The sequence below is a fragment of the Erythrobacter sp. genome (assembly GCA_019739335.1).
Taxonomy (GTDB): Bacteria; Pseudomonadota; Alphaproteobacteria; order Sphingomonadales; family Sphingomonadaceae; genus Alteraurantiacibacter.
This window is the reverse complement of the sequence record CP073261.1, coordinates 1,633,814-1,651,848: the sequence shown is the minus strand read 5'-3', so window position 1 is coordinate 1,651,848 and position 18,035 is coordinate 1,633,814. Positions and strand designations below refer to the sequence as shown.

Genomic DNA, 18,035 nt, shown 5'->3' with positions numbered 1-18,035 from the left:
GACACCAAAATCGTGCTCCGCGCGAGCTACCTGAATGGCAAAAGGGAACCGACGCGGAGAAAAAACCTGCCCTTCGCACGAGGCAGTGCGCGTCGGATCTAATCAGCATATCCAGCTGTAGGAAAGCGCTGTTCGGCCGGCATTTGTCCTACCGCACCGCGCGGCTTTCCACCACGCCCTCGATCACCACGCCGGTGACATGGCTGGTATATTCGAACGGATCACCGTCGAACATCGCCACATCGCCATCCTTGCCGACTTCCAGCGATCCGATCCGCTCGCCCATGCCGATGATCCGCGCGGCATCGATGGTGATGCTCGCCAGCGCATCCTGCGGCGCGAGGCCATTGCCCGCCGCAAACCCCGCTTCCCAGAGCACCACGCGGGTCTTGGGCACATAGGCTTCATATCCCGATTGCAATGCGAACGGCACGCCCGCTTCGGCCAGCATCGCGGCAGTGGTGAAGGCGGCGTTTTCCAGCTCGCCATCGTTGCGCGCCATCGTGGGGTGGAGGATTACCGAGACCCCCGCTTCGCGCAGTTCGTCCAGCATCAGGTGCGCGTCCGCCGCGCCGTCGAGTACCACGGTGATGCCGAATTCATCGGCCAGCCGCAGTGCGCTCTGCATGTCCTGCATCCGGTTGGCGGTAATCATCAGCGGGGTTTCGCCGCGAATGACCGACTGGAACGCCTCGCGCACCAGATCGCGTGCGCCCGCTTCGCCCGCTTCCTCATCGTCGTCGTCCGCATCGCCAGCACCCTGCGCGTCGAGCAGCGCCTGGCGCAGCATCGCCATCTGCTTGGCGCGGGTACCCGGCGAACTGTCCTGATCGAGCGCCCATGCACCGAGGTTGGTGGCGATCATCGTGCCGTCTTCCACCAGCGCCGCTTCCACGGTGTTGCCGCGCGTCTTGACCACCATTGTCTGCCCCGACACCAGCGCGCCGGGGCCATGCCCGGTGTGCAGCGTCGTCACGCCCAGTTCGCGCACCCATTGCACCAGCCGGTCATGCGGATTGTAGGCATCGATCGCGCGCAGCTGCGGTTGCATCGGCGCGCTTTCGTCCAACTGGTCCTGATCGTCGGGCTGGTTGAGATAGCCGGTCAGTCCGACGGTCGAATGCGCGTCGATCAGGCCGGGCGTCACCACCGGCGCGCTCAGCACTTCGATGCCCGCCGGGATCGGCGTGCTCGCTGCCGGGCCTACCGCCACGATGCGCCCGTCCGCGATCACCACTACGCCGTCGGCAATCACGCCCTGCGGCCCCATCGTCCAGACCTGTTCGCCGCGCACGGCGACATCTTGCGCCAGGGCAGTGGAGGATAGCAACGCGGCAGCGAGTGTGCCTGCGAGAGCCTTTACCAGCGTGCTCAATGGACATCCTCCTGCATATGCGCTTCCCGTTCGAGCACGTGGGTATTGGTCTGCGGATTGCCTGCACCAAAACCGCCGGTCGCATGGACCAGGTCTTCCGGATCGTCCGCATCGTAAAGCAGTTCGCCCAGCACCCAGGTTTCCGCAATGTCGGTATAGACCGAGAGCGGATCGCCGGTGAGGATCAGGAAATCGGCATATTTGCCTTCTTCCAGGCTGCCCACGCGGTCCTCCAGCCCCAGCTGCACCGCGCCGTTGATCGTGAGTGCGCGCAGCGCCCCATCGCGGCTCATCCCTCCGCGCACCGCAAGGCCTGCCTGCCGGAACATCAGGCGGCTATCGATGATGTTGTCATCCGAATGCAGCGAGAGGAACACGCCCGCCGCTTCCAGCGTGGCTGCGGTTTCCAGATTGGCCTCGACCGCTTCCAGCTTGCCGCCGGGGCTGTCCACCAGGATCGCCGAAACGGGCACGCCTTCGGCAGCGATTTCCTGCGCCACCCGCGCGCTTTCAATCCCGTGCTGGAGCAGCATCTCGAAGCCGAATTCGCGGCGCAGGCGCAACGCGGTCATGATGTCGTCCGAACGGTGGGTGTGGAAATGGACCAGCCGTTCGCCTTCGAGCACTTCGCACATGGCGTCCATGCCGATGTCGCGCGGCGAACGCTCGCCGCCGCAATATTCCTGCGCCGCCACGAAGTGCGAACGCACCATCGCCGCCGACCGCGCGCGGGTGCCAGGGAAACCGGGCGTCTCGCGCAGGGGATTGGTGCCGTTGGCCATTTTCATTCCGCCGATCATGTCACCGTCTTCATCCAGGAAGGCGTAATCCTCGATCCGGTTGGCATCCACCAGGTGCATATAGAAGGTCTGGCCGCTCATCAGATAGCCGGAGCCGGGCATGATATTCGCCGTCGTCACACCGCCCGAGCGGGCGCGGGCAATCGAGCTGTGGCGCACGTTGATCGAATCGAGCGCGCGCACATCGGGCTGGATCGCGCCCGAACTGTCCGCCCCGGAAACCTGCCCGATATGCGAATGGGTATCGACGATACCGGGCATGATGACCATGCCACTGGCATCGCGCACCTCGGCATTTGCGGGGATGGCGACATTCGCCCCCACGGCAATGATCCGCCCGCCCTGCACCACTAGCGTGGCCCCTTCGATCGTGCCGGTGCCACCGGTGCCGGACATCGTGTGGATGGTCGCGCCGGTAAAGGCGATGGGCTGGTCTTGCGCGGCAGCAGGCGCAGCCGCAATCGCGCCGAGCGCGCTGGCGGCGAGGATAGCCGCTTTCAGGCGTGTCATTCGGATTAACTCCCTGTCGTTGCAGGCGAGACTAGTCGCTGGGCGCTCATGCACAAGCCCTGTTTCACCGCCCTGTTTCACCGGGCCTGTTTCACCGGGCCTGTTTCGCCGCCCCAGTGCGTGCTAGCTTCAGGCGATGCAGCAACGGCAAACCACTTTCACGCTGAACACCCGTGGACAGGCGCTGTACGAATTCACCGGCGAGGTGAGCGACTGGCTGGCTGGCACCGGGATCGCCACCGGCCTCCTCACCCTCTTTTGCCGCCACACATCCGCCAGCCTGCTCATCAACGAGAACGCTGCGCCCGCGGTGCAGCGCGACTTGCTGCGCTGGCTGGCGCGAACAGTTCCCGAAGGAGAGGGGTACGAGCACGACAGTGAAGGCCCGGACGACATGCCCGCGCACATCCGCACGATGCTGACCGGCACATCGCTCTCGATTCCCGTTACTGCCGGCCTTATGGCGCTGGGTACGTGGCAGGGGCTATACCTTGCCGAACACCGCCGTGCCGCCCACCGGCGCGAAGTGGTGGCGCATTTATTCGGCGAATGATCCCCCCGCGAAACCCGCCGGTTCGCCAGCCGTTGAGCGTTCCATGACCATCGAAATCACCAGCAGCTTCTCTTTTCATATCGACCAGCCGACCGATCTGCTGTTGCAGTTCCAGGCTGCGGCCATTCCCGAACAGGTCATCCTCGAACACGATACCTGGCTGACCAAGGCGCTGCACCTTGCCAGCATTCCCGCGCAGGCGCGGATCGGGGAGCGGCTGTGGGTGCGGGCGACGGGGGATTACCGCGTCGATTACACAGCGAAAGTGGACGTCAAGCGGCAGGTCCACGATCTCGGCAGCCTCGCCCAGCTCGATCCGCACGACCTGCCGGGGGAGGCAGTCGAATACGTATTCGATTCGCGCTACTGCCAGGCCGACCGTATGCAGAACTTCGTGGCGGACACTTTCGGCAATCATGCGGGCGGCGCAAAGGTGGTCGCCATGCGCGACTGGATCGCCGAGAATTTCACCTATACGCCAGGCGCTTCGGATGCGAGCACCACCGCTCTCGAAACTTTCGTGGAACGGCGCGGGGTGTGTCGCGATTTTGCCCATGTGATGATCTGTTTCGCCCGCGCTTCCACCATCCCGGCGCGCTACGTCAGTTGCTATGCACCCGGCGTAACGCCGCAGGATTTCCACGCGGTCGCCGAGGTGTTCCTGGCGGATCCGCAAATGCCCGGCGGTGGATCATGGCAAATCGTCGATCCCACCGGCATGGCCGATCCGGCCACGACGGTGAAAATCGGCATCGGGCGCGATGCGGCGGATGTCAGCTTCATGACCAGTTTCGGCTTCGCCCGGTTCGACGGCAGCAGCGTGGACGTGCGCGAAATGGCGTGAGGCTTGCGCCGCAGACAGGTTTATGTTGCACTGCAAAATGTTGGTGCAGACCAGAGGAATCGAGATAACTTCCATGCAGACCAAGGCCGATACGCTGATCCTGTTCGGGGCGACCGGCGACCTCTCGCAGCGGATGCTGCTGCCCTCGCTCTGCGCACTGGCGGCGGAAGGCCTGCTCGCGGACGACCTGCGTATTGTCGGCACCGCACGATCGGCGCACAGCGATCACGAATTCCGCAATTTCGTGCGAGCGGCGGTGGAGAAATACCTGCCTGCGCACCGGCGCGGCGGGATGGCCGATTTCCTCAACCGCTTCAGCTACAGCCAGCTCGATGTGACCACGCCCGAAGGCTATGCCGATCTGGCGGCAAAAGTCGGCACTGATCGGCAAGTCGCGATTTTCCTCTCCACCGCGCCCAGCCTGTTCGAGCCCACGATCAAGGGGCTGGCCGACCACGGGCTGGCGGGGCCGAATTCGCGCATCTGCCTCGAAAAGCCGCTTGGCACCGATCTCGCCAGTTCCTGCGCCATCAACGATGCCGTGGCCGCCGCTTTCAGCGAAGACCGGATTTTCCGCATCGATCACTATCTCGGCAAGGAGACGGTGCAGAACCTGATCGCGCTGCGGTTTGCCAATATCCTGTTCGAACCGCTGTGGAATGCCCAGCATATCGACCATGTGCAGATCACCGTGGCGGAAACCGTGGGGCTGGAAGGTCGCGCCGATTTCTACGAGAACGCCGGCGCGCTGCGCGATATGGTGCAGAACCACATGCTGCAATTGCTAGCACTGGTGGCGATGGAGCCGCCGAGCAGCTTCGATGCCGGGGCCGTGCGCGACGAAAAGGTGAAAGTGTTGCGCGCTTTGCGCTCGGTCGAAGCGAGCGAGAGCGTGACCGGCCAGTATCGCGGCGGGGCTTCCACAGGGGCGATCGTTCCCGGTTATGACGAGGAACTGGGGCGCGACAGCAATACCGAGACCTTCGTTGCCCTCAAGGCGCATATCGACAACTGGCGCTGGCACGGGGTGCCGTTCTACCTGCGCACCGGCAAGCGGCTGCCCGAACGGGTTACGGAGATCGTCGTGCAATTCCGCTGCGTCCCGCATTCGATTTTTCCCGGCGCAAAGCTGAAACCGAACCGGCTGGTGATCGGCATCCAGCCCGAAGAGAACATTACCCTGTCGATGATGTCCAAGGTCCCCGGCATCGAGCATGAGGGGATGACGCTGCGCGAGCTGCCGCTCCACATCGCCATGCCCGATGCTTTCACCGGCAAGCACAAGCGGATTGCCTACGAACGGCTGCTGCTCGATCTGGTTGGCGGCGACCAGACGCTGTTCGTACGGCGTGACGAGGTCGAAGCCCAGTGGCGCTGGGTGGACGATATCCGCGCGACCTGGCTCACCGAAGGCAAGCAGGTGAAGACCTACAGCGCCGGAAGCTGGGGCCCAAGTGCGGCCATCGCGCTGGCGGAGCGTGACGGAGTAAGCTGGCATGAGTAACCTTCACCCCACCATCGCCCGGGTCACCGATCGCATCATCGAGAAGTCGAAAGACAGCCGAACGGCCTATCTGGCGCTGATCGAACGCGAAGCCGCCAACCGGCCGGACCGCAGTCAGGTGAGTTGTTCCAACCTCGCCCACGCCTATGCCGGGGCAATGGAGGACCAGGCGGCGCTAAAGGCCAATCGCGGGCCGAACATCGGTATCGTCACCAGTTACAACGACATGCTGAGCGCCCACGCGCCCTATTACCGTTATCCCGAACGGCTGAAAATCTATGCGCGCGAGATCGGCGCGACCGCACAGGTGGCCGGCGGAACTCCGGCGATGTGCGACGGGGTGACGCAAGGCGAGACCGGCATGGAACTCAGCCTGTTCTCCCGCGATGCCATTGCCATGGCGACGGGGATCGCGCTTTCCCACGCGATGTATGACGGCGTGTTGCTGCTCGGCATCTGCGACAAGATCGTCCCCGGCCTGCTCATCGGCGCGCTGCGGTTCGGGCACCTGCCCGCCGTCTTCGTGCCCGGCGGGCCGATGCCCAGCGGGATTTCCAACCGCGAGAAGCAGCGCGTCCGCCAGCTCTATGCCGAAGGCAAGGCGACTCGCGCGGAACTGCTCGACAGCGAACTGGGCAGCTACCATTCGGCAGGCACCTGCACCTTTTACGGCACGGCCAATTCCAACCAGATGATGATGGAACTGATGGGGCTGCACGTGCCGGGTGCCGCCTTCATTCAGCCGGGCACGAAGCTGCGGCAAGCGCTCGACCGGGCGGCAGTACACCGCGTTGCCGCGTTGGGGCAGGACGGCAATGACTATCGCGCGCTCGGCCACTGCGTCGATGAGAAGGCGATCGTGAACGCGATGGTCGGGCTGCTGGCGACCGGCGGATCGACCAACCACGCGATCCACATTCCCGCCTTTGCCCGCGCGGCCGGGGTGCAGGTGGACTGGACCGATCTTTCAGAGCTTTCGAGCGTCGTACCGCTGCTGGCGCGGGTCTATCCCAATGGCGCAGGGGATGTGAACCATTTCCACGAAGCGGGCGGAATGGGCTTCGTTACGCGCGAACTGCTCGATGCCGGGCTGGCGCATCGCGACGTCGTCGGTGTCGGTGCGCAGCGCGGCATGGACGAATACGCGCAGGAGCCGGGACTCGATGAAGACAATCTGGTGTGGCGCGATGTCGGCCCTTCGGGCGACGCAGAGATGCTCCGCCCCGCCGCCGCGCCGTTCCAGCCCGACGGCGGGATGAAGCTCGTCACCGGCAATCTGGGTCGCGCCTGTTTCAAGAGCTCCGCCGTGGCAGCGGACCGCATGACGATCGAAGCGCCGTGCCGGGTGTTCCAGACCCAGAAGGCTGTGGCAGAGGCCTTCGTCGCCGGGGAGCTGGACCGGGACGTGGTGGTAGTGGTGCGCTTCCAGGGGCCGCGCGCCAACGGGATGCCCGAATTGCACAGCCTCACGCCGCCGCTGGGCGTGTTGCAGGATCGCGGCTACCGCGTGGCGCTGGTCACCGATGGCCGGATGTCGGGCGCAAGCGGCAAGGTGCCCGCGGCAATCCACTGTTCTCCGGAAGCACTGGGCGGCGGGCCGCTGTCGCTCTTGCAAGACGGCGACATCGTGCGTCTCTGCGCGGCAACGGGCGAGCTTTCTACCAGCGCCGATCTCAGCACCCGCAGCCCTGCCCCCGATCCGGTTCCCGAAGTGGGCACCGGGCGCGAACTTTTCGCCATGTTCCGTTCCTTGGCGGACGAAGCCGAAAAGGGTGGCAGCGCGATGCTGGCGAGCGCGGGGCTGTAATAAAAATGGGACAGGGGGAAGAGGGCATGACCGAGATTGTTACCGTAGACATCGGCGGCACTCACGCCCGCTTTGCGCTGGCCAGCCAGTCGGGCAACGGCACGATCACGCTGGACGAGCCGATCACCCTGCACACCGACGATCACGCCAGTTTCCAGACCGCCTGGGAAGATTACCGCGAACGCAAGGGCGGCACCCTGCCCCCGCGCGTGGCGATGGCGATTGCCGGGCCGGTGGGCGGTGACGTGATCCGCTTCACCAATAACCCGTGGATCATTCGCCCGGCGCTGATCCCGGAAAAGCTGGGGTGCCAAGGGTACGTGCTGGTCAACGATTTCGAAGCCGTGGCCCATGCGGTTGCCCGCGCCCCGGCAGACCAGTTCCTGCATCTCGCCGGGCCGGACGAGGATCTTCCTGCCAGCGGCACGATCAGCGTGCTTGGCCCCGGAACCGGGCTGGGCGTTGCGCACCTTTGGCGCGACGGCAAGGGATTCACCCATGTGCAGGCGACCGAAGGCGGACACGTCGATTTTGCCCCGCTCGATCCCATCGAGGATGCGATCCTCGTGCGGCTGCGCAAGCGCCACAACCGCGTTTCGGCCGAGCGGGTGGTATCCGGCCCCGCTATTGTCGATATCTACGAAACGCTCGGTGCGCTCGAAGGTCGGGCGATGGCCGAACTCGATGACGTTGCGATCTGGACCGCCGGAATGGACGGCAGCGACAGCCTCGCTGCTGCCGCAATCGACCGCTTCTGCCTCTCGCTCGGCGCCGTCGCGGGCGATACCGCACTGGCGCAGGGGGCAAGCGCAGTGGTGATCGCGGGCGGTCTGGGGTACCGGCTGCGCGATCATTTGCCCAAGTCGGGCTTTGCCGAACGCTTTCGCGCCAAGGGCCGCTTCGAAGGGCTGATGGCGAAACTGCCGGTCAAGCTTATCACCCACCCGCAGCCGGGCCTGTTCGGCGCGGCGGCAGCCTATTTCCTCCAGCACGGAGAGCAAGCATGAGCATCAGCGCCGCTATCGACAGGATAATGCGAACTGCTCCGGTCATCCCGGTGCTGGTGGTGGACGATGTGGGCCACGCCCGCGAAACCGCGGAAGCGCTGGTGGAAGGCGGGCTCAGGGTGCTCGAAGTCACGCTGCGCACGCCCGATGCGATCGCCGCGATCCGTCGCATGAACCTCGTTCCCGGCGCGATTGTCGGCGCGGGCACAGTGGTAAACGAAACGCAGCTCGAAGAGGCGCTGGCAGCAGGAGCGGAATTCATCGTCTCCCCCGGCCTGACCGAGAAGCTGGGCAAGGCGGCGATCAAGCACGCCGTGCCGTTCCTGCCAGGCATTGCCAACGCCGGCGACATCATGCGCGGGATGGATCTCGGTTTGAAGCACTTCAAGTTCTTCCCTGCCATGACCAACGGCGGCATTCCCGCCCTCAAGAGTCTCGCCGCGCCGTTTTTCCAGTGCAAGTTCTGCCCCACCGGCGGCATATCGCTCGACAATGCGGCGGACTGGCTGGCTTTGGAGCCGGTGCTCTGCGTCGGCGGCAGCTGGGTCGCGCCCAAAGGCGCCTCGCCCGAGGAGATCGTGGCGCTGGCACGCGAAGCGAGCGGATTGGCGGCGGCATGAGCCGGGTCGGCGAACTGACCGACCGCTTGCAGGCGCTGCACCAGCGCACCGTCGAAACCCCGCTGTTCAATCCGGTCTTCCAGCTGGCCCACGATGTCTCGCGCCAGCTTGAGGCGGGCGAGCTCAGCCTCGACGACATCGAGGCGATGATTGCCGAGCTGGAAGTGGCAGCGCTGGAAGCGCGGGCGGACCGACTGGTGCGAATGGTCGCCCCGCTCGATCATGCCAGCAATGCGGATGCGCTCGCGGAGGTGCTGGATGCGGGCGATTTCGACGCATTCCGCGCGCGCTGGGAGCGGCCGAACCTGCACGCAGTGTTTACCGCGCACCCGACGTTCCTGCTGACGCCCAGCCAGTCCGAGGCGGTGGCATCAGCGGCTTCGCAGGGCGATGCAATTGCGGCAGAGGTTGTGGGCGGCCCGCGCCCGCAGGTCACGCTCGCCTACGAACACATGCGCGCCATGCAAGCCATCGCCCATGCGCAGGACGCGCGCGATGCCATCGTCGCGCAAGTGCTTACCCATGCGCAGGCGACCTGGCCCGGCCGCTGGCACGAATTGGCCCCCCTCCCCTTCCGCTTCGCCAGCTGGGTGGGATACGACATGGACGGGCGGACGGATATCACCTGGGCCAATTCGATCGGCTTCCGCCTCTCCGAAAAGGCCGAGCGGCTGGCGCGGTACACGGCCTCACTTGAAGCCATCGATGTCGCGCACCCGCTGCTCGGTGAAGTGCGCCCCGCCGCCGATTATGCGCGGGAACGCGCCGACGACTTCGCCGCCGACTTGTCCGATCCTGCCGCGCTTTCGGTCGCCGCCAACCGGCTGACCGCCAGCGACCCGCGCAAATTGCTCTCGCTCGGGAACTATATCGATGCGCTGGAGGCAGAGGCGGAAGACTGCACGGATGGTCCCCGCGCCGTCGCTCTCAAATCCCTCGCCGCCGCCATGCGCGCAGACGGGCTGGGCATGGGCTGGATCCATTTTCGGGTGAACGCCAAGCAACTCCACAACGCCATCCGCCGCCGCATCGATCCCGACGGCAATCTCGATCTCGCCAGCAAGGGTGCAGTGGTGCACCTGCGCCGGGCGATTGCGGAGATCAAGCCGAGGCGGAGTAATTTCGGTGCGCTGGCGATCGAGGCCTCCACCGCGATCCGGCAATTCCTGGCGATGGCGCAGATCCTTGCCCATGTGGACGCCGATGCGCCGATCCGGATGCTGGTGGCCGAGTGCGAGGAGCCCGCGACGGTACTCGCCGCGCTCTATTTCGCGCATCTGTTCGGAATTGCCGACAAGGTCGATGTCTCGCCGCTGTTCGAAACCGAATCTGCGCTGGAGCACGGCGGGCGGTTCCTCGACGAGCTGCTCGCCGAACAGGTCTATCGCGATTACGCCCGCAAGCGTGGCCGGGTGGCGATCCAGACCGGGTTTTCCGATGCCGGACGCTTCGTCGGGCAGGTGCCCGCGAGCCTCGCCATCGAGCGGTTGCAGGGCCGCCTCAGCCAGGCGATGGAAGCGAACGGTCTCACCGATGTCGCGGCGCTGATCTTCAACACCCACGGCGAAAGCATGGGCCGCGGCGCCCACCCGACCAAGATGGCGGACCGGCTCGACTGGGCGCTCTCGCCCTGGGCCAAGCGGCGGTTTGCGCGCGCTGGCATCGTGCTGGAACCCGAGGTGAGCTTTCAGGGCGGCGACGGCTACCTTTGGTTTGCCACCCCCGAACTGGCGCGCGCCACGCTCACCCGGATCGCCTGCCTGCGCCCCGCCGATACCGATGCCGATGCCCCGGTCGATCCGTTCTACCGCCGCACCGATCTCTCCCTCGATTTCTACCGCGCGATCAAGGATCACCAGCGCGAGCATCTCGAAAGCCGTACCTATTCCCGCGCGATCACTGCCTTCGGGCTGGGCCTGCTCAACGCCACCGGCAGCCGCGTCAGCCGCCGCCAGAGCGACCTTTCCGCCGACCGCGAAATGTCCTTAAGGCAAATCCGCGCCATCCCGCACAACGCCATCCTGCAGCAACTCGGCTATCCGGTGAACGTGATCGCCGGGATCGGCCATGCCGCGGAGAGCAACTACGAAGAACTCGGCGCGCTGCTGGCCGAAAGCCCGCGCGGGCGCGAGCTGGTGCGGCTGGTTCGCGCCGCCAGTGCGCTCGCCAGCGTCAAGACCGTGGCCGCCTATGGCGAACTGTTCAATTCCGCCTACTGGGCCAGCCGACCCTATCGCGGCACCGAAAGCCAGTTGACCTCTGCCTGCGAGGCGCTGAGCGAGTATCTGGTGAAGGATGACCGCGTCGGCGTGTTCCGCCGCCTCGCCAGCCGCTTGCGGGTGGATGCGATGAAGCTGCACCGGCTGCTCGCACACATTCCCGACGAAGCCCCGACCGAGGGCCGCGAGGACAAGCGGCGGATGATCGGGGTGTTGCAGGCGCTGCGGCTGGCGCTGCTGCAGGCGATGTTCATCCGCGCGGTGAGCGTGCCGGTGTTCAGCCGCGCCAACGATGTCAGCCGTGACGACGTGCTGGAAATGGTCTTTACCCTGCGCATTGACGAGGCGCTGGCACAGTTACGCCGCGCCTATCCGGTCAGCTTCCCGCAGATTTCGCGCTTCGATCTTAGCGAACCGACCGACTGGCCCGATGGCTCCGACGAAGGCTACGAAGCGATCCACAGAGACTTCATCGACCCGATTGAACGCGCCCACGCGCTCTCGCTGCGGATCGGCACCGCGATTGCCAATGTGTTCGGTGCGCATGGTTAGCTGCGCTTAACTTCCTGGCAGGCGCCGTCTCGCATCGGGACGAGCCGCAGCGGGCGATGGAAATTGCAGCGAATTTCCGGTAAGCCCGTTCGCATGAACACTGGCGTGAAATGGATCGGCGGACTGACGCTGCTCGTGGTGGCGCTGCTGGGCAGCGTGCTGTTCTTCGGCAATCCGCTCGAAGCGCAGGAGCAGGATGTCCGGCTCTCCGCCGAGGATGTGCTGGCTGACGAGGATGGTGCCATCGCCACTGCGGACAGCGCGCCGACGGCAGCGGACGAGCACTATTACGGCAACGATCCCGCGTCCGCGGAGGAGATGGCCCGCTTTGAATCGCGCGCAGTGGTGCAGGATGTGCCCGCCTATGACGCGGACAACCCCTTCGTTATCAAGCGGGTCCTGCCGATCGAAGGGCCAATCCGCTACGGCGAATGGCACTGGGATGACGAGGGCGTTCCGGATGGCCCGCTGGTCATCACCGTCGACTTGCAGGCGCGCGTCATCAGCGTGTTCCGCAATGGCTATGAAATTGGCGCCGCCGCCGCGCTGCTCGGCACCGAACGCCACCCGACGCCGACCGGCGTGTTCCCGATCCTGACCAAGGAGCGCCACAACGTCTCCGAACGCTACAACAACGCGCCGATGCCCTGGACGCTGCGGCTGACCTGGGACGGCATCGCCATCCACGGCGGCTCGACGGTGGAACTGGGCTACGCCAGCCACGGCTGCATCGGCGTGCCGGACGAATTCGTCTCGCGCCTCTACGAGATTGCGGAAGTGGGCGACGTGGTGATTATCACCGACGGGGTGATGACTGGCGTCGGCGGTTCGCTGGAGCATTCGGACGGCTGAGTTCTCCCTGAGCGCAGAGTATCACCCCGTCCGCCGCGGCGGTTCGGGGCGGAACACCCACTCGTCACCGTCGATCGTAGCGAGGACGCCGCCCACATTTCCTCCTTCGCCGCGCCTCAGACCAACTAATAACCTCCAGACCGCGTCCCCACGGACCGACTTTTCATCTGTGAAACACAGGCTGCGGACGATGCGAAAGTCCAGCGAAGCATATCCCGTGGGGCGGAAGCGCGTTTCCCCACCAACCCAGCGGACTTGCCGGTAAATCGCCTCCGCTTCGAAGGCAGTCAGAATTCCATCTGTTTCTGCAATCAGACGAACGGACTTGGCAACCGCCTGAAAATCGATCCAATCGCATTCGGCAAGAGCCTTGCGCATGCGCACGCGATCATAACGGTCATCCTCATTGCTCGGGTCGCTTGCGTAGGCCACCCTGCTGCTAGCGATGATGCCAGCTAATTCGGCGCGCCGAAAAGTTAGCAAGGGGCGGACAAGGGCGATAATCCAGACAGGATGTGGAACTACATCGCTTTCCCGGATCGCGGACAGTCCAGCCAATCCACTACCGCGATTCAACCGCATGAAGAACGTTTCGACCTGATCATCCAGATGATGTGCTGTCGCCACCGTCTCGATAACCTTCGCATTGGCCCAATCGGCGATTGCATGATACCGCGCTTCCCGTGCCATCGCCTGCACGTTCCCCGCGCCCACCTGCACGGTCAGCACCTCGCACGGCACCCCCCGCTCCGCACAAGCCGCCACCACCAGCGCGCATTCGTCCTTCGCCTCAGGTCGCAGTCCGTGATCGACCGTCGCCACCTCGAACCCGCCGGGAATCGCTTCCTGCGCCAGCAGCAGCATCGCCATCGAATCCGGCCCGCCGCTGACGGCAAGGCCGATCCTGCCGCCATCGGGGTTCAGCCGATCGAGCACTGCCTTGAAGCGTGCGACCAATGCGGGGTCTACGGCAGGATCGGAGGGGCTATCAATCGCAGTCGACCCTTCCGGTCAGCGTGGCGTACTGGCCCTGCAAGCGGCCCGTCGCCAGCGCCGGATAGCCTTCACCGAACTCGGCAAGCGCGATGCAGGCGCGGCGGGTGTCGTTCAGGGCGATCATGCTTTCGGCGAGGTAGAGCAGGCTGTCGGCTGCCCGCGCGCCCTGGCCGTCGGACTGGTAGTTCTCGAAGAAATGCGTCGCCGCGGTGCGTGGATCACCGGCATCGAGGAACGCCCGACCGAGCAGGTTGCGGCCGAAGGAAATCATCCGGTGGCCGGGATAGCGTTCGATAAACAGCGCCAGCTGCTGCTGCGCTTCGGGGTAGAAGCCCGCATCCCAGAGGCGGAAGCCATAGGTATATTCGTCCTCACCCTGATCGCCGGTGGCGGGCTTTGCGATCGCCTGTACGGCGGCGACGCGCGCAGGCGTGGGCGCGGCCTGCTGGGGTTGCGGTGGCGGGGCGGGAAGTGCCGCATTTCCCCCCGGAACCGGAATCGTGCCCGTCGGCGCGGGCGTGGGCGCAGGTGTGGCGGCCGCCGCGAGCGGTGGATTTGCAGAGGCGCCGCTTTCCAGCGCCACCAGCCGCGTCTCCAGCGAGGAAAGCGCATTCTCGTTCACTTCGGTCGCAGCGGTGAGGCGGGCGAGCTGCGTTTCGATGGCATCCAGCCGTGCCAGCACATCGGTGAGCGCGCTGGTGTTGACCTGCGGCAAGGGCTGTTGCGGATTGGTGGTGCGGGCTTCGGGGGTAATCTCCGGCTCGAAAAAGCGCTCATCCCCGCCAGGGAAGACGGCGCGCTGCAGGGCGCTCAATTGCGCTTCGATCCGTTCGAGCCGCGAATTCGACTGCGCCGCCGCCGGGGTAGCAACCAGCACCAACGCCGCGCCCACCGCGCCAGCCACGAACCGGGGTGCCAGCGGAGCGACCACAATCCTGTCCGCGCTCAACCATTTCATCGCCTAAATCCTCCTCGTCACACTTCGATGCCCAGATCCTGAGCGAAGCGACCCTGCCATGCTGCGCCAAGATAGAGGATTAACCATGCGGCGAAAGCGGGCAATCACCCTTATTCCCCGCTAATCGGCGCTTACTCGGAAGTTGCGGCAGGCGGTCCGGCACCGGTTGCGGTCGGCGCTGGCGCGTTGCGCGCCAGCAAGCCGGCGGCAGAGACGTCCACGTCGCTAACGGTCACCAGCTCCTCCGACAGCGGGGGCACCGCTTCCCCGCCCACGGTGATCGTCAAAAGATCGGGCCGCCCGGTGATGATTTTCGGACCCACCGCATCGGCGGGCACGGTATAACTCTCGCCTTCGGCAAGCGTCTGTTCCGAAAGAATGCGATCCTGCGAATCGTAAAAGCGCACCCACACCTCGCCCGTTGCAGTGAATACCACCGGCCCTGTAGCATTCGCGGGCGCGGCAGTGTTGCCCGAAGTCCCGGCCTGTTGCGCTTGTGCTGCCTCTTGCCCATCCTGTTCGGCCTGCGTCAGCGAGGGCAGTTCTGCGGCCGGGGCAAAGAATACCCGCGCGGCGAAGAAAATCCCCGCCAGCAACAGCACCACCGCGAAAAGCGAAAACCACACCAGCCTTCCGCCCGGCGATCGGGCCGGATCACCCGGCTCGAATGTTCCGCCACCTGTTCCGGCATGGCGATCACGCGGGCGATCGTCCTGCATTTCGGCGTGCACCATCGCCACCACGTCGGCCTGATCCAGCCCGACCGTCTTGGCCAGGGTGCGCGAAAAGCCTACGGCGTAGGCGCGCGCAGGCAGGGCATCGAATTCGCCCGCCTCGATATGTTCGATATGCCGTTTCGAGATACGAGTTTCCGCAGCGACCTGTTCGAGCGACAGGCCCTTCTCCTCACGCGCCCTGCGCAGGTGCCAGCCCACGCCATTCGGCTCGGAAACCTCCGGCAACTCGTTTTCCAATTTCGTATTATCGACCATGTGTGTTCCAGCTGGGGGATGCTGGGTTATGCGCGAACCCGGTGGCGCGCATTTCCACTGCCAAGACCCTATGAGTCAAGCCATTGTGCAGCGCAACAGCGACTAATCCACTTCGATACCCCGCTCCCCGGCCCAATCCTGCAATGCCTTGCGCATATTCGGCGGGGGCGAGGCGAGCCAGCCGCGCATGGCTTCGCCGATCTCGCGGGTATCGACCTTGCGCACCAGTTCCTTGATCGGCCCGACCCCGGCAGGCGTGATCGAAAGGCGACGGATGCCCAGTCCGATCAGCGCCAGTGCTTCCAGCCTTCGCCCACCCATTTCCCCGCACACGCCCAGATCGACCGGATGGCCCACGCAGTTCTGCACCACGCGCGCCAGGAAGCGCAGGATCGAAGGGCTGACCCAGTCGTAGCGCTCCGCCAGCATTGGATTGGCGCGATCGGCAGCGAACAGGAATTGCGTCAGATCGTTGGTACCGATCGAAATGAACGACAGCCGCGGCAGCAGCAGATCGAGCGTTTCGGCGAGCGAAGGGACCTCCAGCATCACCCCGTAACGGATCGCGCTGGGCAGCTGGCGGCGCCGTTCCTTCATCCACGCCAGCTGCCCATCGAACACGGCCTTGGCGGCGTCGAATTCCCACGGTTCGGAAACCATCGGGAACATCACGTTCAATTCGCGCCCCGCCGCGCCTTCCAGCAGCGCGCGGGCCTGCGCCTTCATCAGTCCTTCGCGCTCCAGCGCCAGCCGCAACGCGCGCCAACCCATCGCCGGGTTCTCGTCTTCCTGCGCGCTGGCGCTCGAAATATAGGGGAGCGACTTGTCACCGCCGATATCGACGGTGCGGAAAATCACCTTCTTGCCCTTCGCAGCATCGAGCACTTCGCGATAGAGCCGCGCCTGTTTTTCGCGCGCCGGAAGCGCGGAGGACACGAGGAACTGGAATTCGGTACGATAAAGTCCAATGCCGTCCGCCCCGGTCATCGCCAGCATCGCCAGATCGTCTCTCAGACCGGCGTTCATCATCACCTGGATGCGTTCGCCATCGCGGGTGAAAGGCTCGACATCGCGCATTTCCGCATAGGCGGCCTGCTTCTCGCGGCTGCGCAGGAAGCGCGTTTCGAAGGTGGACAGCACACTCTGGCCGGGTCGCAGCGTCACCTTGCCGGCATCGCCATCCACCAGCACCATATCGCCATCGCGCACTTGCCCGCGCAGATTGCGGATACGGCCGACCACCGGCACCCCCATCGCCCGCGCCACGATTACCACATGCGCGGTGAGCGAGCCTTCTTCCAGCACCACCCCTTTCAGCCGCCGCTTGTCGTATTCCAGCAGTTCTGCCGGGCCGAGGTTCTTGGCGACAAGGATCGAATCGCGCGTCAGCCCCTTCTGGGCCGCTGTGCCGAGTTGGCCGGAAACCGTGCGGATCAGCCGGTTGGCGAGATCTTCGAGATCGTGCATCCGGTCCTGCAACAAAGGATCGGCGATTTCCCGCATCCGCATCCGGGTGCGTTGCTGCACCCGCTCGATCGCGGCCTCGGCGGTGAGGCCGGAATCGATCGCTTCGTTGATACGGCGGCTCCAGCCTTCGTCGTAAGCGAACATCTTGTAGGTCGCGAGGACCTGCTCGTGTTCCTCACCTGCGCCGAATTCAGCCAGATTGGCCATATTATCGATCTGTTCGCGCATCTTGTCGAAGGCGAGATAGACACGCTGGCGCTCGGCCTCGGTATCTTCGGCGACTGTCTGCTCGATCTGGATGCGCGGCTGGTGGAACACCGCCTCGCCAATGGCCAGCCCGGCCACCAGCTTCAGCCCGTCGCAAACCAGCTGTCCGGTAAGCGCCTCGGAGGCTGCGCCGTTGAGAACCTCGCCATCGACCAGCCCGGCGCTGTAGATCAGTTCGGCGAGCACCATCGCCACTGTCTGCAGGGCCTCGATCTCGACTTCTTCGTAGCGGCGCGACTCGACATGCTGGACGGTGAGGACGCCGATGGCCCGTTCGCGCCTGACGATCGGCACCCCGGCGAAGGAATGGAACTTCTCCTCGCCGGTTTCGGGCCGGTACTGGAATTCGGGATGCGCGGTGGCTTCGTCGAGATTGAGCGTCTCGATATTCTGCGCAATGGTGCCGGTCAGCCCTTCGCCCACCCCCAGCCTGGTGACATGGACGGCGGCCTGGTTCAGCCCGCGCGTGGCGTAAAGCTCCAGCATCCCCTCGCGCAGGAGGTAGACCGAGCAGACCTCGCTATCGAGGGCTTCGCCGATGGTCTCGACCACCTGGTTCAGCTTGGCCTGCGCGTGGGTACGCGAAGCCATTACCTCATGCAGCGACTTCAGGATCGAGCGGGCGGCGGTAGCTGCGGTCATGCTATGGGTCTCATGCTATTTGACTATAGCACGCCGCAGCTTTTGCAAATCGTCCCTGCGGTGCGACCCG

Annotated in this window: 14 protein-coding genes; 8 read left to right on the top strand and 6 right to left on the bottom strand. The window is 65.0% G+C overall.

The window, feature by feature from the left end:
• Nucleotides 1-148 precede the first annotated feature (148 nt).
• Nucleotides 149-1,375 carry an amidohydrolase family protein gene (locus tag JY451_08225; protein QZH73771.1) on the bottom strand — a complete coding sequence of 409 codons (1,227 nt, stop codon included), beginning with the start codon at nt 1,373-1,375 and terminating at the stop codon, nt 149-151.
• Nucleotides 1,372-2,685, bottom strand: coding sequence for an amidohydrolase family protein (locus JY451_08220; protein QZH73770.1), 1,314 nt, complete (start codon nt 2,683-2,685; stop codon nt 1,372-1,374). Before JY451_08220 ends, JY451_08225 begins: the two co-directional genes overlap by 4 nt.
• Before the next feature lie 136 nt (nt 2,686-2,821).
• Between JY451_08220 and JY451_08215 the strand changes: the two genes are divergently transcribed.
• The 8 genes from JY451_08215 to JY451_08180 all read left to right on the top strand — a co-directional run bounded on the left by JY451_08215 (nt 2,822) and on the right by JY451_08180 (nt 12,643).
• The gene (locus JY451_08215; protein ID QZH73769.1) at nt 2,822-3,238 is read left to right on the top strand and encodes a YjbQ family protein; all 417 of its coding nucleotides are present in this window, start codon (nt 2,822-2,824) and stop codon (nt 3,236-3,238) included.
• A 43-nt stretch (nt 3,239-3,281) separates the two neighbouring features.
• Nucleotides 3,282-4,082 carry a transglutaminase family protein gene (locus tag JY451_08210; protein ID QZH73768.1) on the top strand — a complete coding sequence of 267 codons (801 nt, stop codon included), beginning with the start codon at nt 3,282-3,284 and terminating at the stop codon, nt 4,080-4,082.
• A 73-nt stretch (nt 4,083-4,155) separates the two neighbouring features.
• Nucleotides 4,156-5,586, top strand: coding sequence for a glucose-6-phosphate dehydrogenase (gene zwf, locus JY451_08205; GenBank protein QZH73767.1), 1,431 nt, complete (start codon nt 4,156-4,158; stop codon nt 5,584-5,586).
• Entirely contained in the window at nt 5,579-7,393 is a 1,815-nt protein-coding gene (locus JY451_08200; GenBank protein ID QZH73766.1) for a phosphogluconate dehydratase, read from the top strand. The genes zwf and JY451_08200 overlap by 8 nt, the downstream gene beginning before the upstream one ends.
• Nucleotides 7,394-7,419: 26 nt before the next feature.
• A complete protein-coding gene (locus JY451_08195; protein QZH73765.1) occupies nt 7,420-8,400 on the top strand; it encodes a glucokinase in 981 nt (326 codons plus the stop codon).
• Nucleotides 8,397-9,020 carry a bifunctional 4-hydroxy-2-oxoglutarate aldolase/2-dehydro-3-deoxy-phosphogluconate aldolase gene (eda, locus tag JY451_08190; protein ID QZH73764.1) on the top strand — a complete coding sequence of 208 codons (624 nt, stop codon included), beginning with the start codon at nt 8,397-8,399 and terminating at the stop codon, nt 9,018-9,020. The genes JY451_08195 and eda overlap by 4 nt, the downstream gene beginning before the upstream one ends.
• Nucleotides 9,017-11,791, top strand: a complete 2,775-nt coding sequence (locus JY451_08185) for a phosphoenolpyruvate carboxylase (GenBank protein QZH73763.1) — start codon at nt 9,017-9,019, stop codon at nt 11,789-11,791. The genes eda and JY451_08185 overlap by 4 nt, the downstream gene beginning before the upstream one ends.
• A 93-nt stretch (nt 11,792-11,884) precedes the next feature.
• Complete coding sequence (locus JY451_08180) at nt 11,885-12,643, top strand: L,D-transpeptidase family protein (protein ID QZH73762.1); 759 nt, start codon at nt 11,885-11,887, stop codon at nt 12,641-12,643.
• Nucleotides 12,644-12,664: 21 nt separating this feature from the next.
• Here the strand turns inward: JY451_08180 and tilS are convergent, their stop codons facing one another.
• The 4 genes from tilS to ptsP form a co-directional block, all read right to left on the bottom strand.
• On the bottom strand, nt 12,665-13,513 hold the full coding sequence (gene tilS / locus JY451_08175) for a tRNA lysidine(34) synthetase TilS (protein ID QZH73761.1): 849 nt from the start codon (nt 13,511-13,513) through the stop codon (nt 12,665-12,667).
• A 118-nt stretch (nt 13,514-13,631) separates the two neighbouring features.
• Entirely contained in the window at nt 13,632-14,597 is a 966-nt protein-coding gene (locus JY451_08170) for a tetratricopeptide repeat protein (protein ID QZH73760.1), read from the bottom strand.
• Nucleotides 14,598-14,728: 131 nt separating this feature from the next.
• Nucleotides 14,729-15,589, bottom strand: a complete 861-nt coding sequence (locus tag JY451_08165; protein QZH73759.1) for a helix-turn-helix domain-containing protein — start codon at nt 15,587-15,589, stop codon at nt 14,729-14,731.
• Nucleotides 15,590-15,691: 102 nt separating this feature from the next.
• Nucleotides 15,692-17,965: a phosphoenolpyruvate--protein phosphotransferase gene (gene ptsP / locus JY451_08160; GenBank protein QZH73758.1), complete on the bottom strand. Its 2,274-nt coding sequence runs from the start codon at nt 17,963-17,965 to the stop codon at nt 15,692-15,694.
• Nucleotides 17,966-18,035 lie beyond the last annotated feature (70 nt).

Bases quoted from the DNA above. Each gene is read 5' to 3' on its own strand.
- JY451_08220 (QZH73770.1), bottom strand. From the start codon at position 2,685: ATGACACGCCTGAAAGCGGCTATCCTCGCCGCCAGCGCGCTCGGCGCG.
- JY451_08215 (QZH73769.1), top strand. From the start codon at position 2,822: ATGCAGCAACGGCAAACCACTTTCACGCTGAACACCCGTGGACAGGCG.
- JY451_08210 (QZH73768.1), top strand. From the start codon at position 3,282: ATGACCATCGAAATCACCAGCAGCTTCTCTTTTCATATCGACCAGCCG.
- zwf (QZH73767.1), top strand. From the start codon at position 4,156: ATGCAGACCAAGGCCGATACGCTGATCCTGTTCGGGGCGACCGGCGAC.
- JY451_08200 (QZH73766.1), top strand. From the start codon at position 5,579: ATGAGTAACCTTCACCCCACCATCGCCCGGGTCACCGATCGCATCATC.
- JY451_08195 (QZH73765.1), top strand. From the start codon at position 7,420: ATGACCGAGATTGTTACCGTAGACATCGGCGGCACTCACGCCCGCTTT.
- eda (QZH73764.1), top strand. From the start codon at position 8,397: ATGAGCATCAGCGCCGCTATCGACAGGATAATGCGAACTGCTCCGGTC.
- JY451_08185 (QZH73763.1), top strand. From the start codon at position 9,017: ATGAGCCGGGTCGGCGAACTGACCGACCGCTTGCAGGCGCTGCACCAG.
- JY451_08180 (QZH73762.1), top strand. From the start codon at position 11,885: ATGAACACTGGCGTGAAATGGATCGGCGGACTGACGCTGCTCGTGGTG.
- tilS (QZH73761.1), bottom strand. From the start codon at position 13,513: ATGGCGATGCTGCTGCTGGCGCAGGAAGCGATTCCCGGCGGGTTCGAG.
- JY451_08170 (QZH73760.1), bottom strand. From the start codon at position 14,597: ATGAAATGGTTGAGCGCGGACAGGATTGTGGTCGCTCCGCTGGCACCC.
- JY451_08165 (QZH73759.1), bottom strand. From the start codon at position 15,589: ATGGTCGATAATACGAAATTGGAAAACGAGTTGCCGGAGGTTTCCGAG.
- ptsP (QZH73758.1), bottom strand. From the start codon at position 17,965: ATGACCGCAGCTACCGCCGCCCGCTCGATCCTGAAGTCGCTGCATGAG.